This window comes from Micromonospora sp. NPDC051141 (assembly GCF_044455765.1).
GTDB lineage: Bacteria > Actinomycetota > Actinomycetes > Mycobacteriales > Micromonosporaceae > Micromonospora.
This window is the reverse complement of sequence record NZ_JBITFD010000025.1, coordinates 25,553-43,898: the sequence shown is the minus strand read 5'-3', so window position 1 is coordinate 43,898 and position 18,346 is coordinate 25,553. Positions and strand designations below refer to the sequence as shown.

The 18,346-nt window shown below is 75.2% G+C and carries 14 protein-coding genes; 10 read left to right on the top strand and 4 right to left on the bottom strand.

Going from position 1 to position 18,346, the window contains the following annotated elements; all coding sequences use genetic code 11:
* The first annotated feature begins 33 nt into the window (after nt 1-33).
* From fdxA to ACIA6B_RS31100, 5 genes are all read left to right on the top strand, one after another.
* Nucleotides 34-360: a ferredoxin gene (gene fdxA / locus ACIA6B_RS31120; protein WP_107077162.1), complete on the top strand. Its 327-nt coding sequence runs from the start codon at nt 34-36 to the stop codon at nt 358-360.
* Nucleotides 357-1,475: a succinyldiaminopimelate transaminase gene (dapC, locus tag ACIA6B_RS31115; protein ID WP_396778863.1), complete on the top strand. Its 1,119-nt coding sequence runs from the start codon at nt 357-359 to the stop codon at nt 1,473-1,475. Before fdxA ends, dapC begins: the two co-directional genes overlap by 4 nt.
* A 157-nt stretch (nt 1,476-1,632) precedes the next feature.
* Nucleotides 1,633-2,658 (top strand): prephenate dehydrogenase, encoded by a 1,026-nt coding sequence (locus ACIA6B_RS31110; protein WP_396778842.1) that lies wholly within the window; start codon nt 1,633-1,635, stop codon nt 2,656-2,658.
* 5 nt (nt 2,659-2,663) lie between these two features.
* A complete protein-coding gene (locus ACIA6B_RS31105; protein ID WP_396778840.1) occupies nt 2,664-3,305 on the top strand; it encodes an SIMPL domain-containing protein in 642 nt (213 codons plus the stop codon).
* Nucleotides 3,305-3,952, top strand: a complete 648-nt coding sequence (locus tag ACIA6B_RS31100; RefSeq protein ID WP_396778838.1) for a nucleoside/nucleotide kinase family protein — start codon at nt 3,305-3,307, stop codon at nt 3,950-3,952. The genes ACIA6B_RS31105 and ACIA6B_RS31100 overlap by 1 nt, the downstream gene beginning before the upstream one ends.
* 32 nt (nt 3,953-3,984) lie before the next feature.
* Here ACIA6B_RS31100 and ACIA6B_RS31095 read toward each other — a convergent pair whose 3' ends face one another.
* Nucleotides 3,985-6,543: a hypothetical protein gene (locus tag ACIA6B_RS31095; RefSeq protein ID WP_396778836.1), complete on the bottom strand. Its 2,559-nt coding sequence runs from the start codon at nt 6,541-6,543 to the stop codon at nt 3,985-3,987.
* Nucleotides 6,544-6,637: 94 nt separating this feature from the next.
* Nucleotides 6,638-7,195, bottom strand: a complete 558-nt coding sequence (locus tag ACIA6B_RS31090) for a sugar O-acetyltransferase (protein ID WP_396778834.1) — start codon at nt 7,193-7,195, stop codon at nt 6,638-6,640.
* Between the two features lie 116 nt (nt 7,196-7,311).
* Between ACIA6B_RS31090 and ACIA6B_RS31085 the strand changes: the two genes are divergently transcribed.
* Nucleotides 7,312-10,674 (top strand): S8 family serine peptidase, encoded by a 3,363-nt coding sequence (locus ACIA6B_RS31085; protein WP_396778832.1) that lies wholly within the window; start codon nt 7,312-7,314, stop codon nt 10,672-10,674.
* 53 nt (nt 10,675-10,727) lie between these two features.
* Here the strand turns inward: ACIA6B_RS31085 and dapD are convergent, their stop codons facing one another.
* Nucleotides 10,728-11,687, bottom strand: a complete 960-nt coding sequence (gene dapD / locus ACIA6B_RS31080; protein WP_396778830.1) for a 2,3,4,5-tetrahydropyridine-2,6-dicarboxylate N-succinyltransferase — start codon at nt 11,685-11,687, stop codon at nt 10,728-10,730.
* A gap of 103 nt (nt 11,688-11,790) precedes the next feature.
* On the opposite strand from dapD, the gene dapE reads away from it, so the two are divergent.
* Entirely contained in the window at nt 11,791-12,861 is a 1,071-nt protein-coding gene (gene dapE, locus ACIA6B_RS31075) for a succinyl-diaminopimelate desuccinylase (RefSeq protein WP_396778828.1), read from the top strand.
* Nucleotides 12,862-12,911: 50 nt separating this feature from the next.
* On the opposite strand, the gene ACIA6B_RS31070 is transcribed toward dapE, so the two are convergent.
* Nucleotides 12,912-13,073 (bottom strand): hypothetical protein, encoded by a 162-nt coding sequence (locus ACIA6B_RS31070; protein WP_396778826.1) that lies wholly within the window; start codon nt 13,071-13,073, stop codon nt 12,912-12,914.
* A gap of 155 nt (nt 13,074-13,228) precedes the next feature.
* Here ACIA6B_RS31070 and ACIA6B_RS31065 point away from each other — a divergent pair, with 155 nt between their 5' ends.
* The 3 genes from ACIA6B_RS31065 to ACIA6B_RS31055 all read left to right on the top strand — a co-directional run bounded on the left by ACIA6B_RS31065 (nt 13,229) and on the right by ACIA6B_RS31055 (nt 18,318).
* Complete coding sequence (locus ACIA6B_RS31065) at nt 13,229-14,095, top strand: TIGR00730 family Rossman fold protein (protein WP_396778824.1); 867 nt, start codon at nt 13,229-13,231, stop codon at nt 14,093-14,095.
* 1 nt (nt 14,096) lies between these two features.
* The gene (locus tag ACIA6B_RS31060; RefSeq protein ID WP_281937845.1) at nt 14,097-14,642 is read left to right on the top strand and encodes a TIGR00730 family Rossman fold protein; all 546 of its coding nucleotides are present in this window, start codon (nt 14,097-14,099) and stop codon (nt 14,640-14,642) included.
* A 91-nt stretch (nt 14,643-14,733) separates the two neighbouring features.
* Entirely contained in the window at nt 14,734-18,318 is a 3,585-nt protein-coding gene (locus ACIA6B_RS31055) for an ATP-dependent helicase (RefSeq protein WP_396778861.1), read from the top strand.
* The last annotated feature ends 28 nt before the right edge of the window (nt 18,319-18,346 follow it).

Sequence of the window (18,346 nt, the reverse complement as noted above, 5' to 3'; positions counted from 1 at the left end):
TGATCGCGACGAGTCTTGCGGAGGAGAAGACCGGTGACCTACATCATCGCCGAGCCGTGCGTGGATGTGCTCGACAAGGCATGCATCGAGGAGTGCCCGGTCGACTGCATCTACGAGGGCAACCGGATGCTCTACATCCACCCCGACGAGTGCGTCGACTGTGGGGCCTGCGAGCCGGTCTGCCCGGTGGAAGCGATCTTCTACGAGGACGACGTGCCGGAGCAGTGGAAGGACTACACCGGCGCGAACTACGAGTTCTTCGAGGACCTGGGCTCGCCCGGGGGCGCCTCCAAGATCGGCAAGGTGGAGAAGGACGCCACCTTCGTCGCCGCGCAGCCGCCGCGCGGCGAGGACCACTGAGCCGGTCCGCGCCGGTTTCGGCACGGCTGCCCGAGTTCACCTGGGACACGCTGGACGCCGCGGCCACCACGGCCGCGGCGCACCCGGACGGTCTCATCAACCTCTCCATGGGTACGCCTGTCGACCCGGTGCCACCGCTGATCCGGCAGGCGCTGGCCGACGCGTCGGACGCGCCCGGCTACCCGCTGACCGCGGGCACGCCCGCCCTGCGGGACGCGATCGCGGCCTGGGTGGCCCGGGCCTGCGGCGCGGGCGTCGACGGTTTGGGTGTGCTGCCGACCATCGGCTCCAAGGAGCTGGTGGCCTGGCTGCCGACGCTGCTCGGGCTCGGCCCCGGTGACGTGGTCGTGGTGCCGACCGTCGCGTACCCGACGTACGAGGACGGGGCCCGGCTGGCGGGCGCCACGACGGTGCGCAGCGATTCGTTGACCGCGCTCGGCCCGGACCCCCGGGTCCGCCTGGTCTGGGTGAACTCGCCGGGCAACCCGACCGGGCGGGTGCTGCCCGCCGCCCACCTGCGCAAGGTGGTCGAGTGGGCCCGGGAACGCGGCGCGGTGGTCGCCAGCGACGAGTGCTACCTGCCGCTGGGCTGGGACGCCGAGCCCGTCTCGGTGCTGTCCCCGCAGGTGTGCGGCGGGGACTACGCGGGCGTGCTGGCGGTGCACTCGCTCTCCAAGCGCTCCAACCTGGCCGGCTACCGGGCCGGGTTCGTGGCCGGTGACCCGGCGCTGGTGGCCGAGCTGCTCAAGGTGCGGAAGCACGCCGGAATGATCGTGCCGGCACCGGTGCAGGCCGCGATGGTGGCCGCGCTCGGCGACCAGGCGCACGCCGACGCCCAGCGGGAGCGCTACCGGCTGCGGCGGGAGAAGCTGCGGGCCGCGTTCACCGGCGCCGGCTTCACGGTCGAGCACTCCGAGGCCGGGCTCTACCTCTGGCTGACCCGCGACGAGGACTGCTGGGACACGGTCGACTGGTTGGCCCGGCGGGGCATCCTGGTGGCCGCCGGCGTCTTCTACGGCCCGGCCGGCGCCCGACACGTCCGGGTGGCCCTGACCGAGTCCGACGCACACGTCGACGCGGTAACCGCCCGCTTGGAAGGCGGGGCCCCCGCTTAACGCTTCCGGTAGAGGCGGGGCCCCCACCCAACGTTTCCGTCAGGCGAGGGCCCCGCTTGACACCGTGCGCCCCGCCGGCGTGCCTGGCGATATCCTCGGCGGGACTTCCCGCGGGGCCACCCGGGCTCCGCCGACGACGCGGACCCGAGGTGCACCGATGGTGGGCGAGGCGGGCGGGCTGGCACGCGCGGCGGTGGTCGGCACCGGGCTGATCGGCGGCTCGATCCTGCTCCGGCTCCGCGACACCGGGCTCGCCGTCGCCGGCTGGGATCCGGATCCGGCCGTCCGGGGGCAGCTACGCGAGCGGGGCGTCGCGGTCGCCGGGACCGTCGAGGAGGCGGTGGCCGGCCGGGACGTGGTGTTCGTCTGCGGCCCGCTGCCCACGCTGCCCACCACGCTGGCCCGGGTGGCCGCCGCCACCGACGACCGGTGCGTGCTCACGGACGTGGGCAGCGTCAAGGCGGAGGTGGCCACCGCCGCGACCGCGCAGGGGCTCGGGCACCGCTTCGTGCCGGGTCACCCGATGGCCGGCGCGGACCGGGCCGGGCTCGGCGCGGCCGGCCCGGAACTGCTCGACGGCGCGGCCTGGGTGCTCTGCCCGGGGCCCACCGGGCTGACCGCGTTCCGGCGGCTGGCCGCGCTGCTCGTCGACGTCTTCCACGCCCGGGTGGTGCCGATGTCCGCGCCGGAGCACGACGCCGCCGCCGCGCTCGCGTCCCACGTGCCGCACGTGCTCGCCGGCGCGCTGGCCGGCACGGTGCAACGCTCGGCGCTGCGGGACGCGGTGCTGGCGCTGGCCGCCGGCAGCTTCTCCGACGGCACCCGGGTCGCCGGGGGGCCGCCCGAGCGGACCGCGAACATGCTGCTCGGCAACCGGGACCGGGTGCTCGCCGAGCTGACCGGCGTCGGTGACTTCCTGACCGAGCTGACCGCCGCGTTGCGGGCCGGGGACGCCGAGGCGCTGGCCGGCCGGCTGGCCGAGGGGCGGGCGGCGCGCGCCGCGCTGCGCGGCCGGGAGTTCGGCACGCACCGCCGGGAGTTCCCGGCCGCCGCGGACCACGCCGGCGAGCTGGCCTACCTGCGGGAGCTGGGCGCGGCGGGCGGTCACCTGACCGGGTGCCGGGTGACGGACGGCGCGGTCGGGTACACCGCGCACCTGCCGGCCACCCCGCCGTTAGGCTGAGCGGCATGGCGGACGCACCGGTCGTGGCGGTACGCGGCGAGGCGTACCGGGAGGTCGCTCCCGAGCTGGCCCGGTTCACGGTGACCGCGGCGGTGCGGGACCGCGATCGGGAGGCCACGCTGACCCGGCTGGCCGAGCGGGCCGCCGCGGTGCGGGCGCTGCTCGACGCCGCCGGGCCGACGGTCACGCGGCGGGAGACCGGTCAGGTCAACGTCTGGCCGGTGACCAGGCGCTCGGGCGACCGGGTGGTGGCCTACCAGGGCAGCGTGAGCACCACGGTCACCGTCACCGACTTCAGCGCGCTCGGCGAGCTGATGCTCCGCCTGGCCGACCACGAGCAGGTCGAGGTGGCCGGTCCGGTGTGGTCGCTGCGGCCGGACAGCCCGGCGTACCGGGAGGTGCGGCACGCCGCGATCGCGGACGCGCTGGCCCGGGCCCGGGAGTACGCGGAGGCCCTCGGCGCCCGGGTCACCGCGCTGCGGGAGCTGGCCGACACCGGCCTGACCGCGGCCCCGCCGATGCTGGCCAAGGCGGCGTACGCCCGGTCCGGCGAGTCCGTGCCGGAGCTGGAGCTGGATCCCGCGCCGCAGCCGGTGCACGCGGCGGTCGAGGCACGGTTCACCATCAGCGACCCGGTGCTCGGCTGATGCCGACGGCCCAGGTGTTGCCACTGGCCGAGCTGGTCGCCCGGGCGCGGACGCTCGCCGGGGACGGCCCGCGACAACTGCTCGGTATCGCCGGTGCGCCCGGCGTGGGCAAGTCCACGCTGGCGGAGCGGATCGTCGCCGAGGTGGGCCCGACCGCCCGGCTGGTGCCGATGGACGGCTTCCACCTGGCCGGGTCGGCGTTGCAGCGGCTGGGCCGGGCGGCACGCAAGGGCGCGCCGGACACGTTCGACGTCAACGGCTTCGTCGCCACGCTGCGCCGGTTGCGGCGGCTGGAGCCGACCTCGGTGTGGGCGCCGGAGTTCCGCCGCGACCTGGAGGAACCGGTCGCCGGGGCGATCGAGGTGCCGCCCGAGGTGCGGCTGGTGGTCACCGAGGGCAACTACCTACTGCTGCGGGACGACCCGTGGGAGGAGGTGCGCTCGCTGCTGCACCAGGCCTGGTTCCTCGACCTGGACGCCGAGCTGCGGCTGCGCCGCCTCACCGCCCGGCACCAGGCGTACGGGAAGTCCGCGGAACAGGCCCGTGCCTGGGCGCTCGGCAGCGACGAGGAGAACGCCCGGCTGGTCGCCGGCACGGCCGGGCACGCCGACCTGGTGGTCCGGCTGGCCGAACCGCCGCCGGCGTGACGCCGGTCGAGTGACGACGGCGGACCGTGCTGTCAGCCGACGCCGGGCCGGGGTGACGGCACGCTCCGGCGCAGCAGGCGGGCCACCACGGCTCGTTCGCGGGTGAACTCGACCGCCTCCGGGTACCCGCTGTGGCTGCGGATCGGCGGGTCGGCCACCTCGCCGCCGGTCGGGTGCAGCGCCTCCGGGTCGGCCACCGCCACGTCCCGCTGCCCGGCGCTGACCTGCCAGCCGAGCGGGTCGGTGTCCCGCCAGAAGTTCGTCCAGGCGACGTGGCCGCCGGGCCAGGTGACCGCCCGGGCCAGCGTGCGCAGCCGCTCCGGCCCGAAGTAGGACGGGAAGACCCGGCCGTAGAGCCGGGTGAGCTGGCAGCCGTAGGAGAAGAACCAGGTCCGCCGCCGCCACCGGCGGGGCAGGTGCAGCAGCACCGCGGCGCAGATGACGGTGCCCTGGCTGTGCCCGGAGAGGATCACGCCGTCCATCCGGTCCGGGTGGTGGGGCGGCAGCGCCAACAGCCCGGCGACCCGGGTCTGGAGTTCCGGTACGGCGCGTTCGGCGTAGCTGGGCGGGGCGAGCGGGTGTGCGGCCCGCGGCCAGAACGTGCACACGTCCCAGACCACGCCGACCGAGCGGCGGACCGAGTCGGTGCGGTAGACCATCAGCCCGAGCGCGCTCGTCACCACCGGCAGCCAGCCGAGCACCGCGTCGCCGAGTTCGGCGGCCCAGTGGATCGCGGTCTGCCACCCGGCCGGGGAGAGCGGGCTGGGCCGGTGACCGGAGAGCGCGGCGGCGCAGCACAGGATGATCAGGAGCGCGGCGCCGGCCGCGAACCAGCCGATCAGTCGAACCGCGTGCTCGCCCACCAGGCGGTGCAGCGCCCGGTAGGTGCTGACGTCGCGGCAGCGGCGCAGGTCGTGCGCGGAGAGGCCGTCGGCGGAGGTCAGTCGCGCGTACTCGGCGCGGCGCAGCCGGTGCAGCAGGTACGCGGCGCGGACCAGCAGCCCGAGCAGGATGAGCAGCCCGATGACGCAGGCCAGCCCGGCCCAGAAGACGGCGAGCGGCGGCACCACGCGCCCGGGGCCGGCGGGGTCGACCGGACCGTCGAGCCGCTCACTGACCCAGTAGAGCAACCCGGCGTAGTACGCGACCGCCATCATCCAGCCGAACCCGGCGATGACCGCCGGCGCGCACCCGTGCCAGGCGAGCCCGGTGTACGCGCCGAGCGGCTGGGTCGGCACGGCGGGCCGCAGGCGCGGCATGAGCAGCCCGGCGATGGCCAGCGCGATGGCCGGGCCGACGAGCATCCAGGTGTGCAGCCCGGCCGGCGCGGCCGGCAGACCGGGCAGTCCGCGTTCGACCCAGACCAAGCCGAGCGGCAGCAGCACGGCGGCGGCGCCCGGCCCGGCCAGGGCCCGCCGCCCGGAGCGGTTCGCCGCGCCGATGGCGACCAGCAGCAGCACCTGGTAGGTGACGAGCCAGGCGAGCGCGGTCTGGTAGCCGGGCAACGGGTGGGCGGCGCGGCAGCCGGCGAGGTCCGGGACCGCCGGGCAGCCGACCGGTGGCCGGTACGTCGCCAGTGGCCGGCCGGCCGGCCCGTCCGGGAGCAGGAGGAGGACGAACGTGCCGACCAGCCCGAGCGCGGTGAGCACCGCCACCGCGATGCTCCACCGGCCGAGTGGGGTGGCGCCCTGGCGACGGGTCAGCCAGGGGCGACCGACCGCGACCACGGCGATCGTCACCACGGCGACGAACAGCACCACGGTCGGCCAGGCGACCGCGGCCCGCAGCCCGCGCGGCGGGTCCATCAGCAGCACCGCGGCGACCGGCACGGCGGCGGCGGTGACCGCCCCGGTGCACAGGTGCAGCACCGCGGCGCGGCGCAGTTGCCCCTCCCCGTTCCAGAACGTCGGGTCCTGCAACGGGTTCTCCAGCGGTTCCGGCGGTTCGGCCCGGTCCGGGCGGGCGCGGGGCTCGGCCGGCATCTCCGCCTCGTACTGGTAGGTGCGCCAGGCGACCAGCCCGATCGCGCCCAGCACGAGCAGCGGCAGCAGCAGCCCGAGGGCCAGCGCCCGGGTGTCCCGGCGCCACCAGGCGTTGCCGAGGAACTCCCACGGGCCGGGAAGCTGGCCCAGGCACTCGCGGCCCACGCACTGCCAGCCGATGAGGTCGACGCCGATCCCGGTCACGGCGATGACCAGGGTGCAGGTCAGGCTGAGGCAGAACAGCCGGATGAGCCAGGCGGTGATGCCGGAGCGGCTGGCCCACCGCTCCCGGTCCGGGTCCGCCGGGATGCCGGCCCGGGCGTGCAGCGCGACGTTCGCCAGCGCGAAGGGCAGCAGCAGCGTCCAGAGCGCGCGTTCGATGTCCCGCCGGGTCCGCGCGCCGGAGGTCAACTTCCCCCAGCTGTACGCCTCGACGCTGATCGGGTCGTCCGGGGCGGACCGGGTGGAACGGTAGAAACCGGTCACCTGTCCGCCGGCGACCAGCTCCGGTTGGGGACCGTCACCACCCGGTCCGGGGTCGAGGCCCAGCAGTTGATCCGGCGGGGTGTTGGACACCCCGTGCACCCGTAGCTCCAGCACGCGCTCCATGGGGGCCTCCCCAGAGTGAGCATCTCACTACCCAGAGTGCACGCTGATTCGGGAATCCGCATCCCCCCGAGGGGTTGTTTCGGCAGCTCAGGGGTCAGGTCACCGGTTTGACCGGCCGGGCCGGGTTACCCACCGCCACCACGTTCGGCGGCAGGTCCCGGGTCACCACCGCGCCGGCGCCGACCACCGTGTTCTCACCGATGGTCACGCCGGCGAGCACGATCACGCCGCCGCCGAGCCAGACGTTGTCGCCGATGGTGATCGGCTTCGCCGCCTCCCACTTGGCCCGGCGCGCCTCCGGCTCCACCGGGTGGGTGGCGGTGAGGAGCTGCACGTTCGGTCCGATCTGGACGTCGGCGCCGATGGTGATCCGGGCGACGTCGAGGAAGACCGCGTTGAAGTTGACGAAGGTGCGCGGCCCGAGGTGGGTCTGGAAGCCGTAGTCGCAGTGGAACGGGGGGCGGACCCAGGCGTCCTCGCCGAGCGTGCCGAGCAGTTCGCGCAGCGCGGCGAGGCGGCCCTGCGGGTCGTCGGCGTCACTGCGGTTGAAGCGTTCGGTGAGTCGGGCGGCGCGGTCCAGGTCGGCGACGATCGCGGGGTCGTCGGCGAGGTACAGCTCGCCGGCCAGCATTCGGTCCCTCATGGCGCTCATCGGTGGATCATCCCCGGTTCGGTCGTCCGAGGGGAACCGGTTCGGTCGGATAGGCGACTTCCGATTGCATACCCGGTATGCAATTCTGATAACCCGCATCGATGTGTCTTCTGTCGATGAGACGCCTCACCGAGGAGGAAAGGTTGCCCCGGAACCGCAGCAGACTGGCCGCGCTCGGCCTGACCCTGGGCCTGGCGTTCGGCCTACCCGTGCCCGCCCACGCCGCCACGTCGGCGGCCCCGACCGGTACCCCCGCCCCGACCGGTTCGTCGACCCGACCGGCCACCGTCACCCTGATCACCGGTGACCAGGTCACCGTCGCCGCCGGCGGTCGCGCCGCGGTCCGCCCCGGCGCCGGTCGCGCCGGGCTCCAGTTCGTGGTCCGCCGCGAGCACAACGGCCTCAGCGTGATCCCCCAGGACGCGTTGGCGCTGATCCGTTCCGGCCGGCTCGACCGGCGACTGTTCGACGTCACCGGCCTGATCGCGGCCGGCTACGACGACGCGCACCGCGACACCGTGCCGCTGCTGGTGTCGTACCGCCCGGGGGTGGCCCGGCGGGCGGCGGCCCCGCTCGCCGGCACCCGGGTGATCCGCGACCTGCCGGCGATCGGCGGCGCGGCGGTCACCGCGACCAAGGCCGACACCGGCCCGCTCTGGCGGGCGGTCGCCGCGGACCGCTCCGGCGCCCGGCTCGACGCGGCGGGGGGTGTCGACCGGATCTGGCTGGACGGGCGGCGGCGGCTGGCGCTGGACCACAGCGTGCCGCAGATCGGCGCGCCGGCCGCGTGGGCCGCCGGATACACCGGCAAGGGCGTGAAGGTCGCGGTGCTCGACACCGGCGTCGACCTCACCCACCCGGACCTGGCCGGCAAGGTCGCCGAGTCGCGCAACTTCAGCGAGGAGGCCGACCCGGACGACATCGTCGGGCACGGCACCCACGTCGCCTCGATCATCGCGGGCAGCGGCGCCGCCTCCGGCGGGAAGTACCGGGGCGTCGCCCCGGACGCCACGCTGCTGTCCGGGAAGGTCTGTGAGGAGTTCGGCTGCACCGAGTCGGCGATCCTGGCCGGCATGCAGTGGGCCGCGGCCGAGCAGCACGCGACGGTGATCAACATGAGCCTCGGGGGCTTCGACACCCCGGAGGTCGACCCGTTGGAGCAGGCGGTCGAGTCGCTCACCGCGCAGACCGGCTCGCTCTTCGTGGTCGCCGCCGGCAACGACGGCGCCGACGGCTCGGTCGGCTCGCCGTCCACCGCCGACGCCGCGCTGTCGGTCGGCGCCGTCGACCGCGACGACGACCTGGCCGACTTCTCCAGCCGCGGGCCGCGGGCCGGCGACGGGGCGATCAAGCCGGACATCACCGCGCCGGGCGTGGACATCGTGGCCGCCCGCGCCGCGCACGGCCAGATCGGCGACCCGGTGGGGGACCGGTACGTCTCCCTCTCCGGCACCTCGATGGCGACCCCGCACGTGGCCGGCGCGGTGGCGCTGATCGCCCAGCAGCACCCGGGCTGGAACGCCGGCCGCTACAAGGCCACGCTGATGGCCTCGGCCCGGCCGCACCCGGAGCAGACCGCGTTCCAGCAGGGCGCCGGTCGGGTCGACGTGGCCCACGCGATCACCGAGCAGGTGACAAGCGAACCGTCCTCGGTCTCGTTCGGCGTCGCGGTCTGGCCGCACGCCGACGACAAGCCGATCAGCCGGACCGTCACCTACCGTAACGACGGCGCCGCCCCGCTCACGCTGGAGCTGAGCGCCGGGTTCACCGGCCCGGGCGGGCGGTCCGCGCCGGCCGGGATGCTCACCCTCAGCGCCTCCCGGCTGACCGTCCCGGCCGGTGGCACCGGCCAGGTCACCGTCGTGGTGGACACCCGGCTCGGCGGCGCGGACGGGTACTGGACCGGCCGGCTGACCGCCCGGTCCGGCGACACCGTCGCGGTCACCCCGCTGGCGGTCAACCGGGAGGTGGAGAGCTACGACCTGACGCTCACCCACCGCGACCGGGCGGGCGCGCTCACCGGTGACTTCTACACCACGCTGATCGGGCTCGACGACGGCGCGACCTGGGACCTGTTCGACGCCGAAGGCGAGACCACGATCCGGGTGCCCAAGGGCCGGTACGGCGTGCAGAGCCTGCTCTTCGTGTCCGACGGGGAGCGCTGGACGGAGATCTCCATGCTCACCCAGCCGGAGTTGGTGGTGAGCGGGAACCAGCGGCTCACCCTGGACGCCCGGCGGGCGAAGCCGGTCCGCACCACCGTGCCGCAGCGCGGCGCGGCCCCCCTGTTGATCGACTTCACCGCCGCCTGGAGCTTCGGCGACTACTACGCCAGCTTCGGGCTCTGGACCGACCGCTTCGACGGCCTCTACTCGGCCCAGCTCGGTCGCACCGTCTCCGACAAGGTCTTCGTCGGCGCGCTGGCCAGCCAGTGGGCCGACCCGAAGGCGCCGGAACGCAGCCCCTACTTCTACGCCCTGAACGACATGTTCCCCGGCCGGTTCCCGACCGGCTTCATCCGGCACTACCAGCCGGGCGACCTGGCCCACGTCACGAACCGGTTCGCGGCCGGCTACACCGGGGACACCGAACGGATCATCTTCCCGGAGCCCGACTACAACATGGGCGGCTCGGCGGTCGGCCTGCCCGTTCCGGTGCCGGGCAAGCGGATCGAGCACTTCAGCACCGTCCGGACCCGCTGGAGTGCCGAGCTGGACCTCGGCAGGCGGACCGAGGACGGTTGGCTCGATGTGCAGGCGGTGCTGGAGTCCGGACCGACCCGCTACCGGGCCGGCCACAGCTACGCCGAGACGTGGAACGCCGCGCCGTTCGGGCCGTCCTTCCCGCCGCCGCGCTGGCCCGAGCAGGGCATCACCCGCACCGGTGACACCGTCCTGGTCTCCCTGCCGATGCACAGCGACGCGGCCGGGCACGGCGGCGGTTCGCTCAACGACACCGAACGCACCGCGCTCTACCGCAACGGCAAGCTGGTCGGCGAGGTCGCCGCGCCCGGGTACGGCGAGTTCGAGGTGCCTCCGGGGCTCGCGAACTACCGGCTGGACACCGTCGCCAAGCGTTCCTTCACCGACCTCGGCACCGAGGTCTCGGCGAGCTGGACGTTCCGCTCGAAGCGGGTGCCGGGCGAGCAACCGGCCCGGTTGCCGGCGATGGCGGTCCGGTTCACCCCGTCGCTCACGGCGGACGGCACCGCGCCGGCCGGCCGGCCGTTCACCGTCCCGGTGGCGGTGCAGCGCCAGCCCGGCGCACCGGCCGGCACCGTCGCGGCGCTCACCGTCGACGTCTCCTACGACGGCGGGAAGACGTGGCGGAAGGCGCCCCTGAAGAAGCAGGGCGGCGGGTGGACGGCGACCGTCGTGCACCCGACCGGTCCCGGCTACGTGTCGCTGCGGGCCTCGGCCCGCGACGACGCCGGCAACACGGTCACCCAGCGGATCATCCAGGCGTACCGCCTGCGGTGAGCCCGGCCGTCCGGGTCCGTGGCGGTCGCGCCACGGACCCGGACGGGGACCACTCAGTCGTTGGCGTGCAGGGCGGCGTTCAGCTCGATGCCCCGGCCGGTGCGCGGCCTCGCCTCCAGCGCGCCGGTCACCGAGTTGCGCCAGAACAGCAGCCCGTCCACGCCGGACAGCTCGCGGGCCTTGACCACCCGGCCGTCCGGGAGAGTGATCTTGGAGGCCGCGGTGATGTAGCAGCCGGCCTCCACCACGCAGTCGTCGCCGAGCGAGATGCCGACGCCCGCGTTCGCGCCGACCAGGCTCCGCTCGCCGATCCGGACCCGGTCCTTGCCGCCTCCGGACAGCGTGCCCATGATCGAGGCGCCGCCGCCGATGTCGGAGCCGTCACCGACCACCACACCCTGCACGATCCGCCCCTCGACCATCGAGGTGCCCAGCGTGCCGGCGTTGAAGTTGACGAAGCCCTCGTGCATGACCGTGGTGCCGGCGGCCAGGTGCGCACCGAGCCGGACCCGGTCCGCGTCGGCGATCCGCACCCCGCCCGGCACCACGTAGTCGGTCATCCGGGGGAACTTGTCCACCCCGTGCACGACTAGGTGGCGGCCGGCGGCCCGCTCGATCACCCGCAGCTCGTCCACCCGCTCCGGCGGGCACGGCCCGGCCGAGGTCCAGGCCACGTTGGCCAGCTTGCCGAAGACGCCGTCGAGGTTCAGCTCGTTGGGCCGCACCAGGCGGTGGGAGAGCAGGTGCAACCGGAGGTACGCGTCGGCCGCGTCCTTGATCGGGTCGTCGAGCGAGCCGATCACCGTGGTCACCTCGACGGTACGCAGGCCGGGCAGCGCCCGCTCGCCGACCGCGCCCGGTGGCAGGTCGAGCACGTCGGCCTGGTCCTCGCCGGGCACCAGGGGCAGCTCGCCGAGGCCCAGCTTGCCGGTCGGGTACCAGGTGTCGAGCACCTGGTCGTCGGCGGTGACGGTGGCCAGGCCGATGCCCCAGGCGGATGGTGCGGACGTCACGGTGTTACCTCTCTCCTCCGGCGGCGGCGTCCGCCGCTGCTCGCGGCCGCGGGCGCGGAACGTGTCCCTCGCACCCACCGTGGATGACGGTACCGTGCGAGACATGCAGAACCCGTTGACCCCCGAGGTCCTGGCCGATCCGGTGGCACTGACCCGTGCCCTGGTCGACATCGAGTCGGTCTCCCTCAACGAGAAGGCGATCACCGACTGCGTCGAGGAGGTGCTGCGCGGCGTACCCCACCTGAGCACCCAACGGCACTCGAACACGCTGATGGCCCGCACCGACCTGGGCCGCCCGCAGCGGGTGGTGCTCGCCGGCCACCTGGACACCGTGCCGCTCAACGGCAACTTCCCGTCGAGCATGCGCGGCGACCTGATGTACGGCTGCGGCACCTCCGACATGAAGTCCGGGGTGGCCTTCGCGCTGCACCTGGCCGTGACGCTGCCCGACCCGCGCTACGACGTCACGTACCTCTTCTACGAGGCCGAGGAGATCGAGTCCCGCTACAACGGCCTCACGCTGGTGTCGCAGAGCCACCCCGAGTGGCTGACGGCCGACTTCGCAGTGCTGCTGGAGCCCACGTACGGGATCGTCGAGGCGGGCTGCCAGGGCACGATGCGGGCCATGGTCACCACGCACGGCGAGCGGGCCCACGCCGCCCGCTCCTGGCACGGGGTGAACGCCATCCACGGCGCCGGTGAGGTGTTGCGCCGGCTCGGCGCGTACGAGGCGCGTCGGGTGACCATCGAGGGCTGCGACTACCGCGAGGGGCTCAACGCCACCGGGATCCACGGCGGGGTGGCCGGCAACGTCATCCCGGACCGCTGCGACATCGAGATCAACTACCGGTACGCTCCGGACCGGAACCCGACGCAGGCCGAGGCCCACCTGCGCGAGGTCTTCGCCGGCTTCGAACTGACGGTCACCGACGCGGCGGCCGGCGCGGCGCCGGGGCTGGACAACCCGGCGGCGCAGGAGTTCCTGGCCGCGGTCGGCGCCGCCCCGATCGGCAAGCTGGGCTGGACCGACGTGGCCCGGTTCGCGGCCATGGGCATTCCGGCGCTCAACTTCGGCCCCGGCGACCCCAACCTGGCGCACCACAAGGACGAGCACGTCGAGCTGACCAAGATCCGGGACGGCGCGGCCACCCTGCACCGCTGGCTCGCCGCCTGACGTACCGACGATCCGCAGGCCCGCGCCCGGCGTCGCGGGCCTGCGGATGGTCAGGCGCGCGTGGTCAGCGGCGCGTCCGCCTCGTCGGTGTCGGCGGCCGGCTCGGAGCGGTGCGCCTCCACCATTCGGGCGCGGCGGCGCTCGGCCACCACGTCGTGGATCCGCCGCTGCATCTGCCGGCGGATCCGGATCATCTCGCTGTTGCTGATCACACGCTGGCTCCTCCCCCGAAGGCGCGTCCCCGGGCATACCGGGTATGTGAATAGTAAGACGTACGGGCGAGCGAATTAGTTGCCTTGATCGCGAAGATTTTCTCCGGCTCGCCGGCCTCCGCGCCGCGTCGCCGCCGCTCCACTACGGTGGCCCCATGAGCGAGAGCACCGGGAGGCCGGCTGAGCAGGGGCCGCGCGTCGAACGCCACCGGGGAGCGGTCACGCTCCGCAACCGGGCGATCCCGAGCAGCACCGCGGACCAGCGGCTGCTCGACTCCCGGGGACGCAGCGACTGGAAGACCAAGGACGCCTGGCGGGCGTTGCGGATCCTGTCCGAGTTCGTCGAGGGGTTCGACACGCTCGCCGACCTGCCGCCCGCGGTCAGCGTCTTCGGGTCGGCCCGCAGCAAGCCGGACAGCCCGGAGTGCCGGCTGGCCGAGGAGCTGGGCGGCGCGCTGGCCCGGGCCGGCTACGCGGTGATCACCGGTGGTGGTCCGGGCGTGATGGAGGCCGCCAACCGGGGGGCCGGCGAGGCGGGCGGTCTCTCCGTCGGGCTCGGCATCGAGCTGCCGTTCGAGCAGGGCCTCAACGACTGGGTCGACCTGGCCATCGACTTCCGCTACTTCTTCGCCCGCAAGACCATGTTCGTCAAGTACGCCCAGGCGTTCGTGGTGCTGCCCGGCGGCTTCGGCACCATGGACGAGCTGTTCGAGGCGCTCACCCTGGTGCAGACCGGCAAGGTGACCCGGTTCCCGGTCGTGCTGATGGGCGCCGACTACTGGGGCGGCCTGCTCGACTGGCTGCGCGCCACCATGGCGGCGGACGGCAAGATCGGCCCGAGCGATCTCGACCTGATCTGCGTCACCGACGACGTCAACGAGGCGGTCCGGCACATCGTGGAGGCCGAGGCGGTGCTCTCCGCCGAGCAGGAGGCGGTACGCGAGGAGGCGGTCGCCCGGGTGGCCGCCGACCAGCAGGCCGCCGCCGAGGCCGCACCCGAGGGCCCGGCCGGGGCGCGCTGACATGGCCGACGTCTGCGTGTTCTGCGCGTCATCGCGTACCCTCGACGACCGCTGGCTGGCGCTGGCCACCGAGACCGGCGCGGAGCTGGCCCGGCGCGGGCACACGCTGGTCAGCGGCGGCGGCTGTGTCGGGATGATGGGCGCGGTGGCGGACGGCGCGCGGGCGGCCGGTGGTCGCACGCTCGGCGTCATTCCGCAGACCCTGGTCGACCTGGAGGTCGCCGACCTGGCCGCCGACGAGCTGCTGGTCACCGACGGGATGGCCAGCCGCAAGACGCTGATGGTCGACCGGTCCGACGCGTTCGTCACGCTGCCCGGCGGGCTGGGCACGCTCGACGAGCTGTTCGAGGTCTGGACCACCGCCACGCTGGCCCTGCACGCCAAGCCGATGGTGCTTGTCGACGCGGACGGCTTCTACCGCCCGCTGCTCGACTGGCTCGGCACGCTGGCCGAGCGCAACTTCCTCAAGCCGGCCGGCCTCGACCTGCTGATGGTCGCCGACAGCGTGCCCGCCGCCCTCGACCTCATCGACGCCCGCCTCACCTGACCCCCCGCGCCCACACACCCGTACCGATGCGTGCGCGCGGTGGGGCCGCGTCGGTTTCCGGGTGTCGTACCGGCGTGGTGGGATGTCGGTGATGCAGGCGTACCGGTTGGTGCGCCGGCCCGGCGACGCGGGGGCGGGGGTCACCCACGGCGCCGGGGCGGGGCAGGGGGTGGGCCGGTCCGACGGGCCGGCCGTGTCGGAGCCGCGATCCGGGGGGTCGGCGGGCGATGGCGCGCACCCGTTGCCCGGTGCGACAGCCGCAGGCGAGCACCGAGCCGCCCCCGCCAGGACCGAGGCCGGGCAGACCTTGGCCGGGCAGACCGCCGGCGGGCGGCGTCGGGCCGACCCGGTGCAGGCCGAGGTGATCGCGCACACCGACGGGCCGATGCTCGTCGTGGGTGGTCCCGGCACCGGGAAGACCGCCACCCTGGTCGAGGCGGTCGCCGCCCGGGTGGCCGAGGGCGTCGACCCGGAACGCGTGCTGGTGCTCACGTTCGGTCGGCGCGGCGCCACCGAGCTGCGTCGGCGCATCGAGGCGCGGATCGCCGGCGACGGCCACCGGGCGGTGCGTGAGCCGCTGGTCCGCACGTTCCCGGCGTACGCGTTCGGGCTGCTCCGCCGCGCCGCGGCCGAGCGTGGCGAGCCGTCGCCCCGGCTGCTCACCGGCCCGGAGCAGGATCTGATCATCCGGGAGCTGCTCGACGTGGTCGGCGACGAGCCGGCGGACGACCCGGTCGGCTGGCCGGAGGACCTGCGTCCGGCGCTGCGGACCCGGGCGTTCGCCCAGCAGCTTCGCGACCTGCTGATGCGGGCCGCGGAGCGGGGCGTCGGCCCGGTCGAGCTGGCCCGGCTGGGCGAGAAGCTGGGCCGCGCCGACTGGCCGGCCGCCGCCCGCTTCCTCCGGGAGTACGTCGCCGTCCTCGCGTTGCGCGACGTGAGCAACCGGGGCTCGGTCGCGTACGACCCGGCGGAGCTGGTCCGGGCCGCCACCGGCATGCTGCTCGACGATCCCGAGCTGCTCGCCGCCGAACGCCGCCGCCTGGCCCACATCTACGTCGACGAGCTGGCCGACACCGACCCGGCCCAGGTGGACCTGCTCGCGGTGGTGGCCGGTGGCGGCCGGTCCCTGGTCGCCTTCGCCGACCCGGACTCCTCCACGTACTCGTTCCGCGGCGCCGACCCGGCCGTGGTCAGCACGTTCGGTCACCGGTTCCGGACCGCGTCCGGCGCACCGGCCGCCCAGGTCACGCTGACCACGTCCTACCGGGCCGGGCCGGAGCTGCTGGCGGCGACCGCCCGGCTGGCCCGGCGGCTGCGCGGCCCGGCGGCGCACCGGCGGCTGCGTCCGCTCCCGGACGCGCCGGCGGGGGCGGTCGAGGTGCGCACGTTCCGCTCGGCGACCAGTGAGTCGGCCTGGCTGGCCCACGCGCTGCGCGAGGCACACCTGCTCGACGGCGTGCCCTGGTCCCGGATGGCGGTGCTGGTCCGGTCCACCGGGCGGCAGCTTCCGTCGCTGCGGCGCGCCCTGCACACCGCCGGGGTGCCCACCGTCGTGCACGGCGAGGACCTGCCGCTGCACCTCCAGCCGGCGGTGGCCCCGCTGCTGCTCCTGCTCCGCTGCGCGCTCGAACCCGACCGGCTGGACGAGGAGGCGGCGGTGGCGCTGCTGCACTCGCCGCTGGGCGGCGCCGACCCGCTGGCCGAGCGACGACTGCGGCAGGGGATGCGGGCGCTCGCGTTGGCCGGCGGCGACCGCCGCCCCTCCGGCGAGCTGCTGGTGGAGGCGCTGCGCGACCCGGCCGAGCTGGCCGCCGTCGAGCGTCGTTGGGCGGCGCCCGCGCAGGCCGTCGCGCGTCTGCTGGCGACCGCCCGGGAGGCCGCCGCCACCCCGGGCGCCACCGCCGAGGATGTGCTCTGGGCGGTGTGGCGGGAGAGCGGGCTGGCCGAGCGCTGGGCCGGGACGATCACCCAGGGGCGGGAGGCCACCGGCGAGCACGAGACCGCCCGGCGGTGGCGGGCCGAGGCCGCCGACCGTGACCTGGACGCCGTCCTGGTGCTCTTCGACGCCGCCGCCCGGTTCACCGACCGGCTGCCGGGGGCGCGCACCGAGGTCTTCCTCGACCACGTGCTCGGGCAGGAGTTGCCGGCGGACACGCTCGCCGCCGCCGCCGACCGCGGCGAGGCGGTCCGCTTGCTCACCGCGCACGCCGCCAAGGGCCTGGAGTGGGACCTCGTCGCCGTCGCCGGGGTCCAGGAGGGCGTCTGGCCCGACCTGCGGCTGCGCGGCAGCCTGCTCGGCTCGGAGCGGCTGGTCGACGTGCTCGCCGGCCGGGCCGACGGGGCGGGGCTACGGGCCAGCCTGGTCGGGCAGACGTCGGCGTTGCTGGACGAGGAGCGGCGGCTGTTCCACGTCGCGGTCAGCCGGGCCCGGCGTCGGCTGCTGGTCTCCGCGGTCGCCTCGGCGGCGGTCGGTGGCGACGACCACGAGGAGCAGCCCAGCCGCTTCCTGCACGAGCTGGCCGCCGGCGAGCCGCCCGCCACCGGCGCCGGAGGCACCACCCCACCCGACGGCGAGCCGCCCGGTGACGGGCCGACGGGCGGGGGCCCGGCGCCGGACGGGCCGGTGCCGCACGGCGACGACCACCCGGCGGACGCGCCGTCCGGCGCGCTCCCGGTGACGCTGCCGCCGCGCGGGCTCACCCTGTCCGCGTTGGTGGCGGAGCTGCGTACCGCGATCACCGACCCGGCGGCGCCGGTGAGCCGGCGGCGCGCGGCGGCGGGCGAGCTGGCCCGGCTGGCCGCCGCCGGGGTGCCCGGCGCGCACCCGGACGACTGGTGGGGGCTGCGCGGTCTCTCCGACGACCGGCCGCTCGTCGACGACGGCGAGCCGGTGCGGGTCACCCCCTCGGCCATGGAGAGCGCGTTGCGGTGCAGCCTGCGCTGGCTGCTGGAACGGCACGGCGGCAGCGGGCCGGCCAGCGCCGCGCAGGGCGTCGGCAACCTGGTGCACGCCGCCGCGATGCTGGCCGAGGACGCGAGCGTCGACCGGGAGACGTTGTTGGAGTACGTTGCCGCCCGGTTCGACGCGATCGAGCTGGCCGCCCGGTGGATGGTCGGCCCGGAGCGGCAGCGCGCCGAGGCGATGGTCGACAAGCTGCTGCGCTGGCTGGCCGGCAATCCGCGCCGGCTGCTCGCCATCGAACACGAGTTCGCGGTCCGCCTCGACGATCCGGCCCGGCCGGTCGAGCTGACCGGCCGCGTCGACCGGCTGGAGGTCGACGCCGAGGGCCGGCTCGTGGTGATCGACCTGAAGACCGGCAAGTCCACCGCGGTCACCGAGCGGGAGGTCGCCGAGCACCCGCAGCTCGGGGCGTACCAGGCGGCCGTGGAGGCGGGTGGGTTCGCGGAGTTCGGCGCGGAGTCCGGCGGGGCCGCGCTGGTCCAGCTCGGCACCGGCGCCCGGGACGCCAAGGAGCAGGCCCAGGCCGCGGCCGGGGAGGGCCCGGAGGCCGGCTGGGCCACCGCGCTGGTCCGCCGGACCGCCGACACGATGGCCGCCGCCACGTTCGCCGCCGTCGCCAACTCCAAGTGCCGGGTCTGCCCGGTACGCACCAGCTGCCCGGTCTCCGGCCAGGGCCGCCAGGTGGTCGAGCCGCCCCCGGAGGATCCGGCGTGACCGCGCGGAGCCGGACGAGGACCGGACC

Excerpts from the sequence above, each read along its gene's own strand:
- ACIA6B_RS31100 (WP_396778838.1), top strand. The coding sequence starts at position 3,305 with ATGCCGACGGCCCAGGTGTTGCCACTGGCCGAGCTGGTCGCCCGGGCG.
- ACIA6B_RS31065 (WP_396778824.1), top strand. The coding sequence starts at position 13,229 with ATGAGCGAGAGCACCGGGAGGCCGGCTGAGCAGGGGCCGCGCGTCGAA.
- ACIA6B_RS31095 (WP_396778836.1), bottom strand. The coding sequence starts at position 6,543 with ATGGAGCGCGTGCTGGAGCTACGGGTGCACGGGGTGTCCAACACCCCG.
- ACIA6B_RS31085 (WP_396778832.1), top strand. The coding sequence starts at position 7,312 with ATGAGACGCCTCACCGAGGAGGAAAGGTTGCCCCGGAACCGCAGCAGA.
- ACIA6B_RS31060 (WP_281937845.1), top strand. The coding sequence starts at position 14,097 with ATGGCCGACGTCTGCGTGTTCTGCGCGTCATCGCGTACCCTCGACGAC.
- ACIA6B_RS31090 (WP_396778834.1), bottom strand. The coding sequence starts at position 7,195 with ATGAGCGCCATGAGGGACCGAATGCTGGCCGGCGAGCTGTACCTCGCC.
- ACIA6B_RS31110 (WP_396778842.1), top strand. The coding sequence starts at position 1,633 with ATGGTGGGCGAGGCGGGCGGGCTGGCACGCGCGGCGGTGGTCGGCACC.
- ACIA6B_RS31105 (WP_396778840.1), top strand. The coding sequence starts at position 2,664 with ATGGCGGACGCACCGGTCGTGGCGGTACGCGGCGAGGCGTACCGGGAG.
- dapE (WP_396778828.1), top strand. The coding sequence starts at position 11,791 with ATGCAGAACCCGTTGACCCCCGAGGTCCTGGCCGATCCGGTGGCACTG.
- ACIA6B_RS31055 (WP_396778861.1), top strand. The coding sequence starts at position 14,734 with ATGCAGGCGTACCGGTTGGTGCGCCGGCCCGGCGACGCGGGGGCGGGG.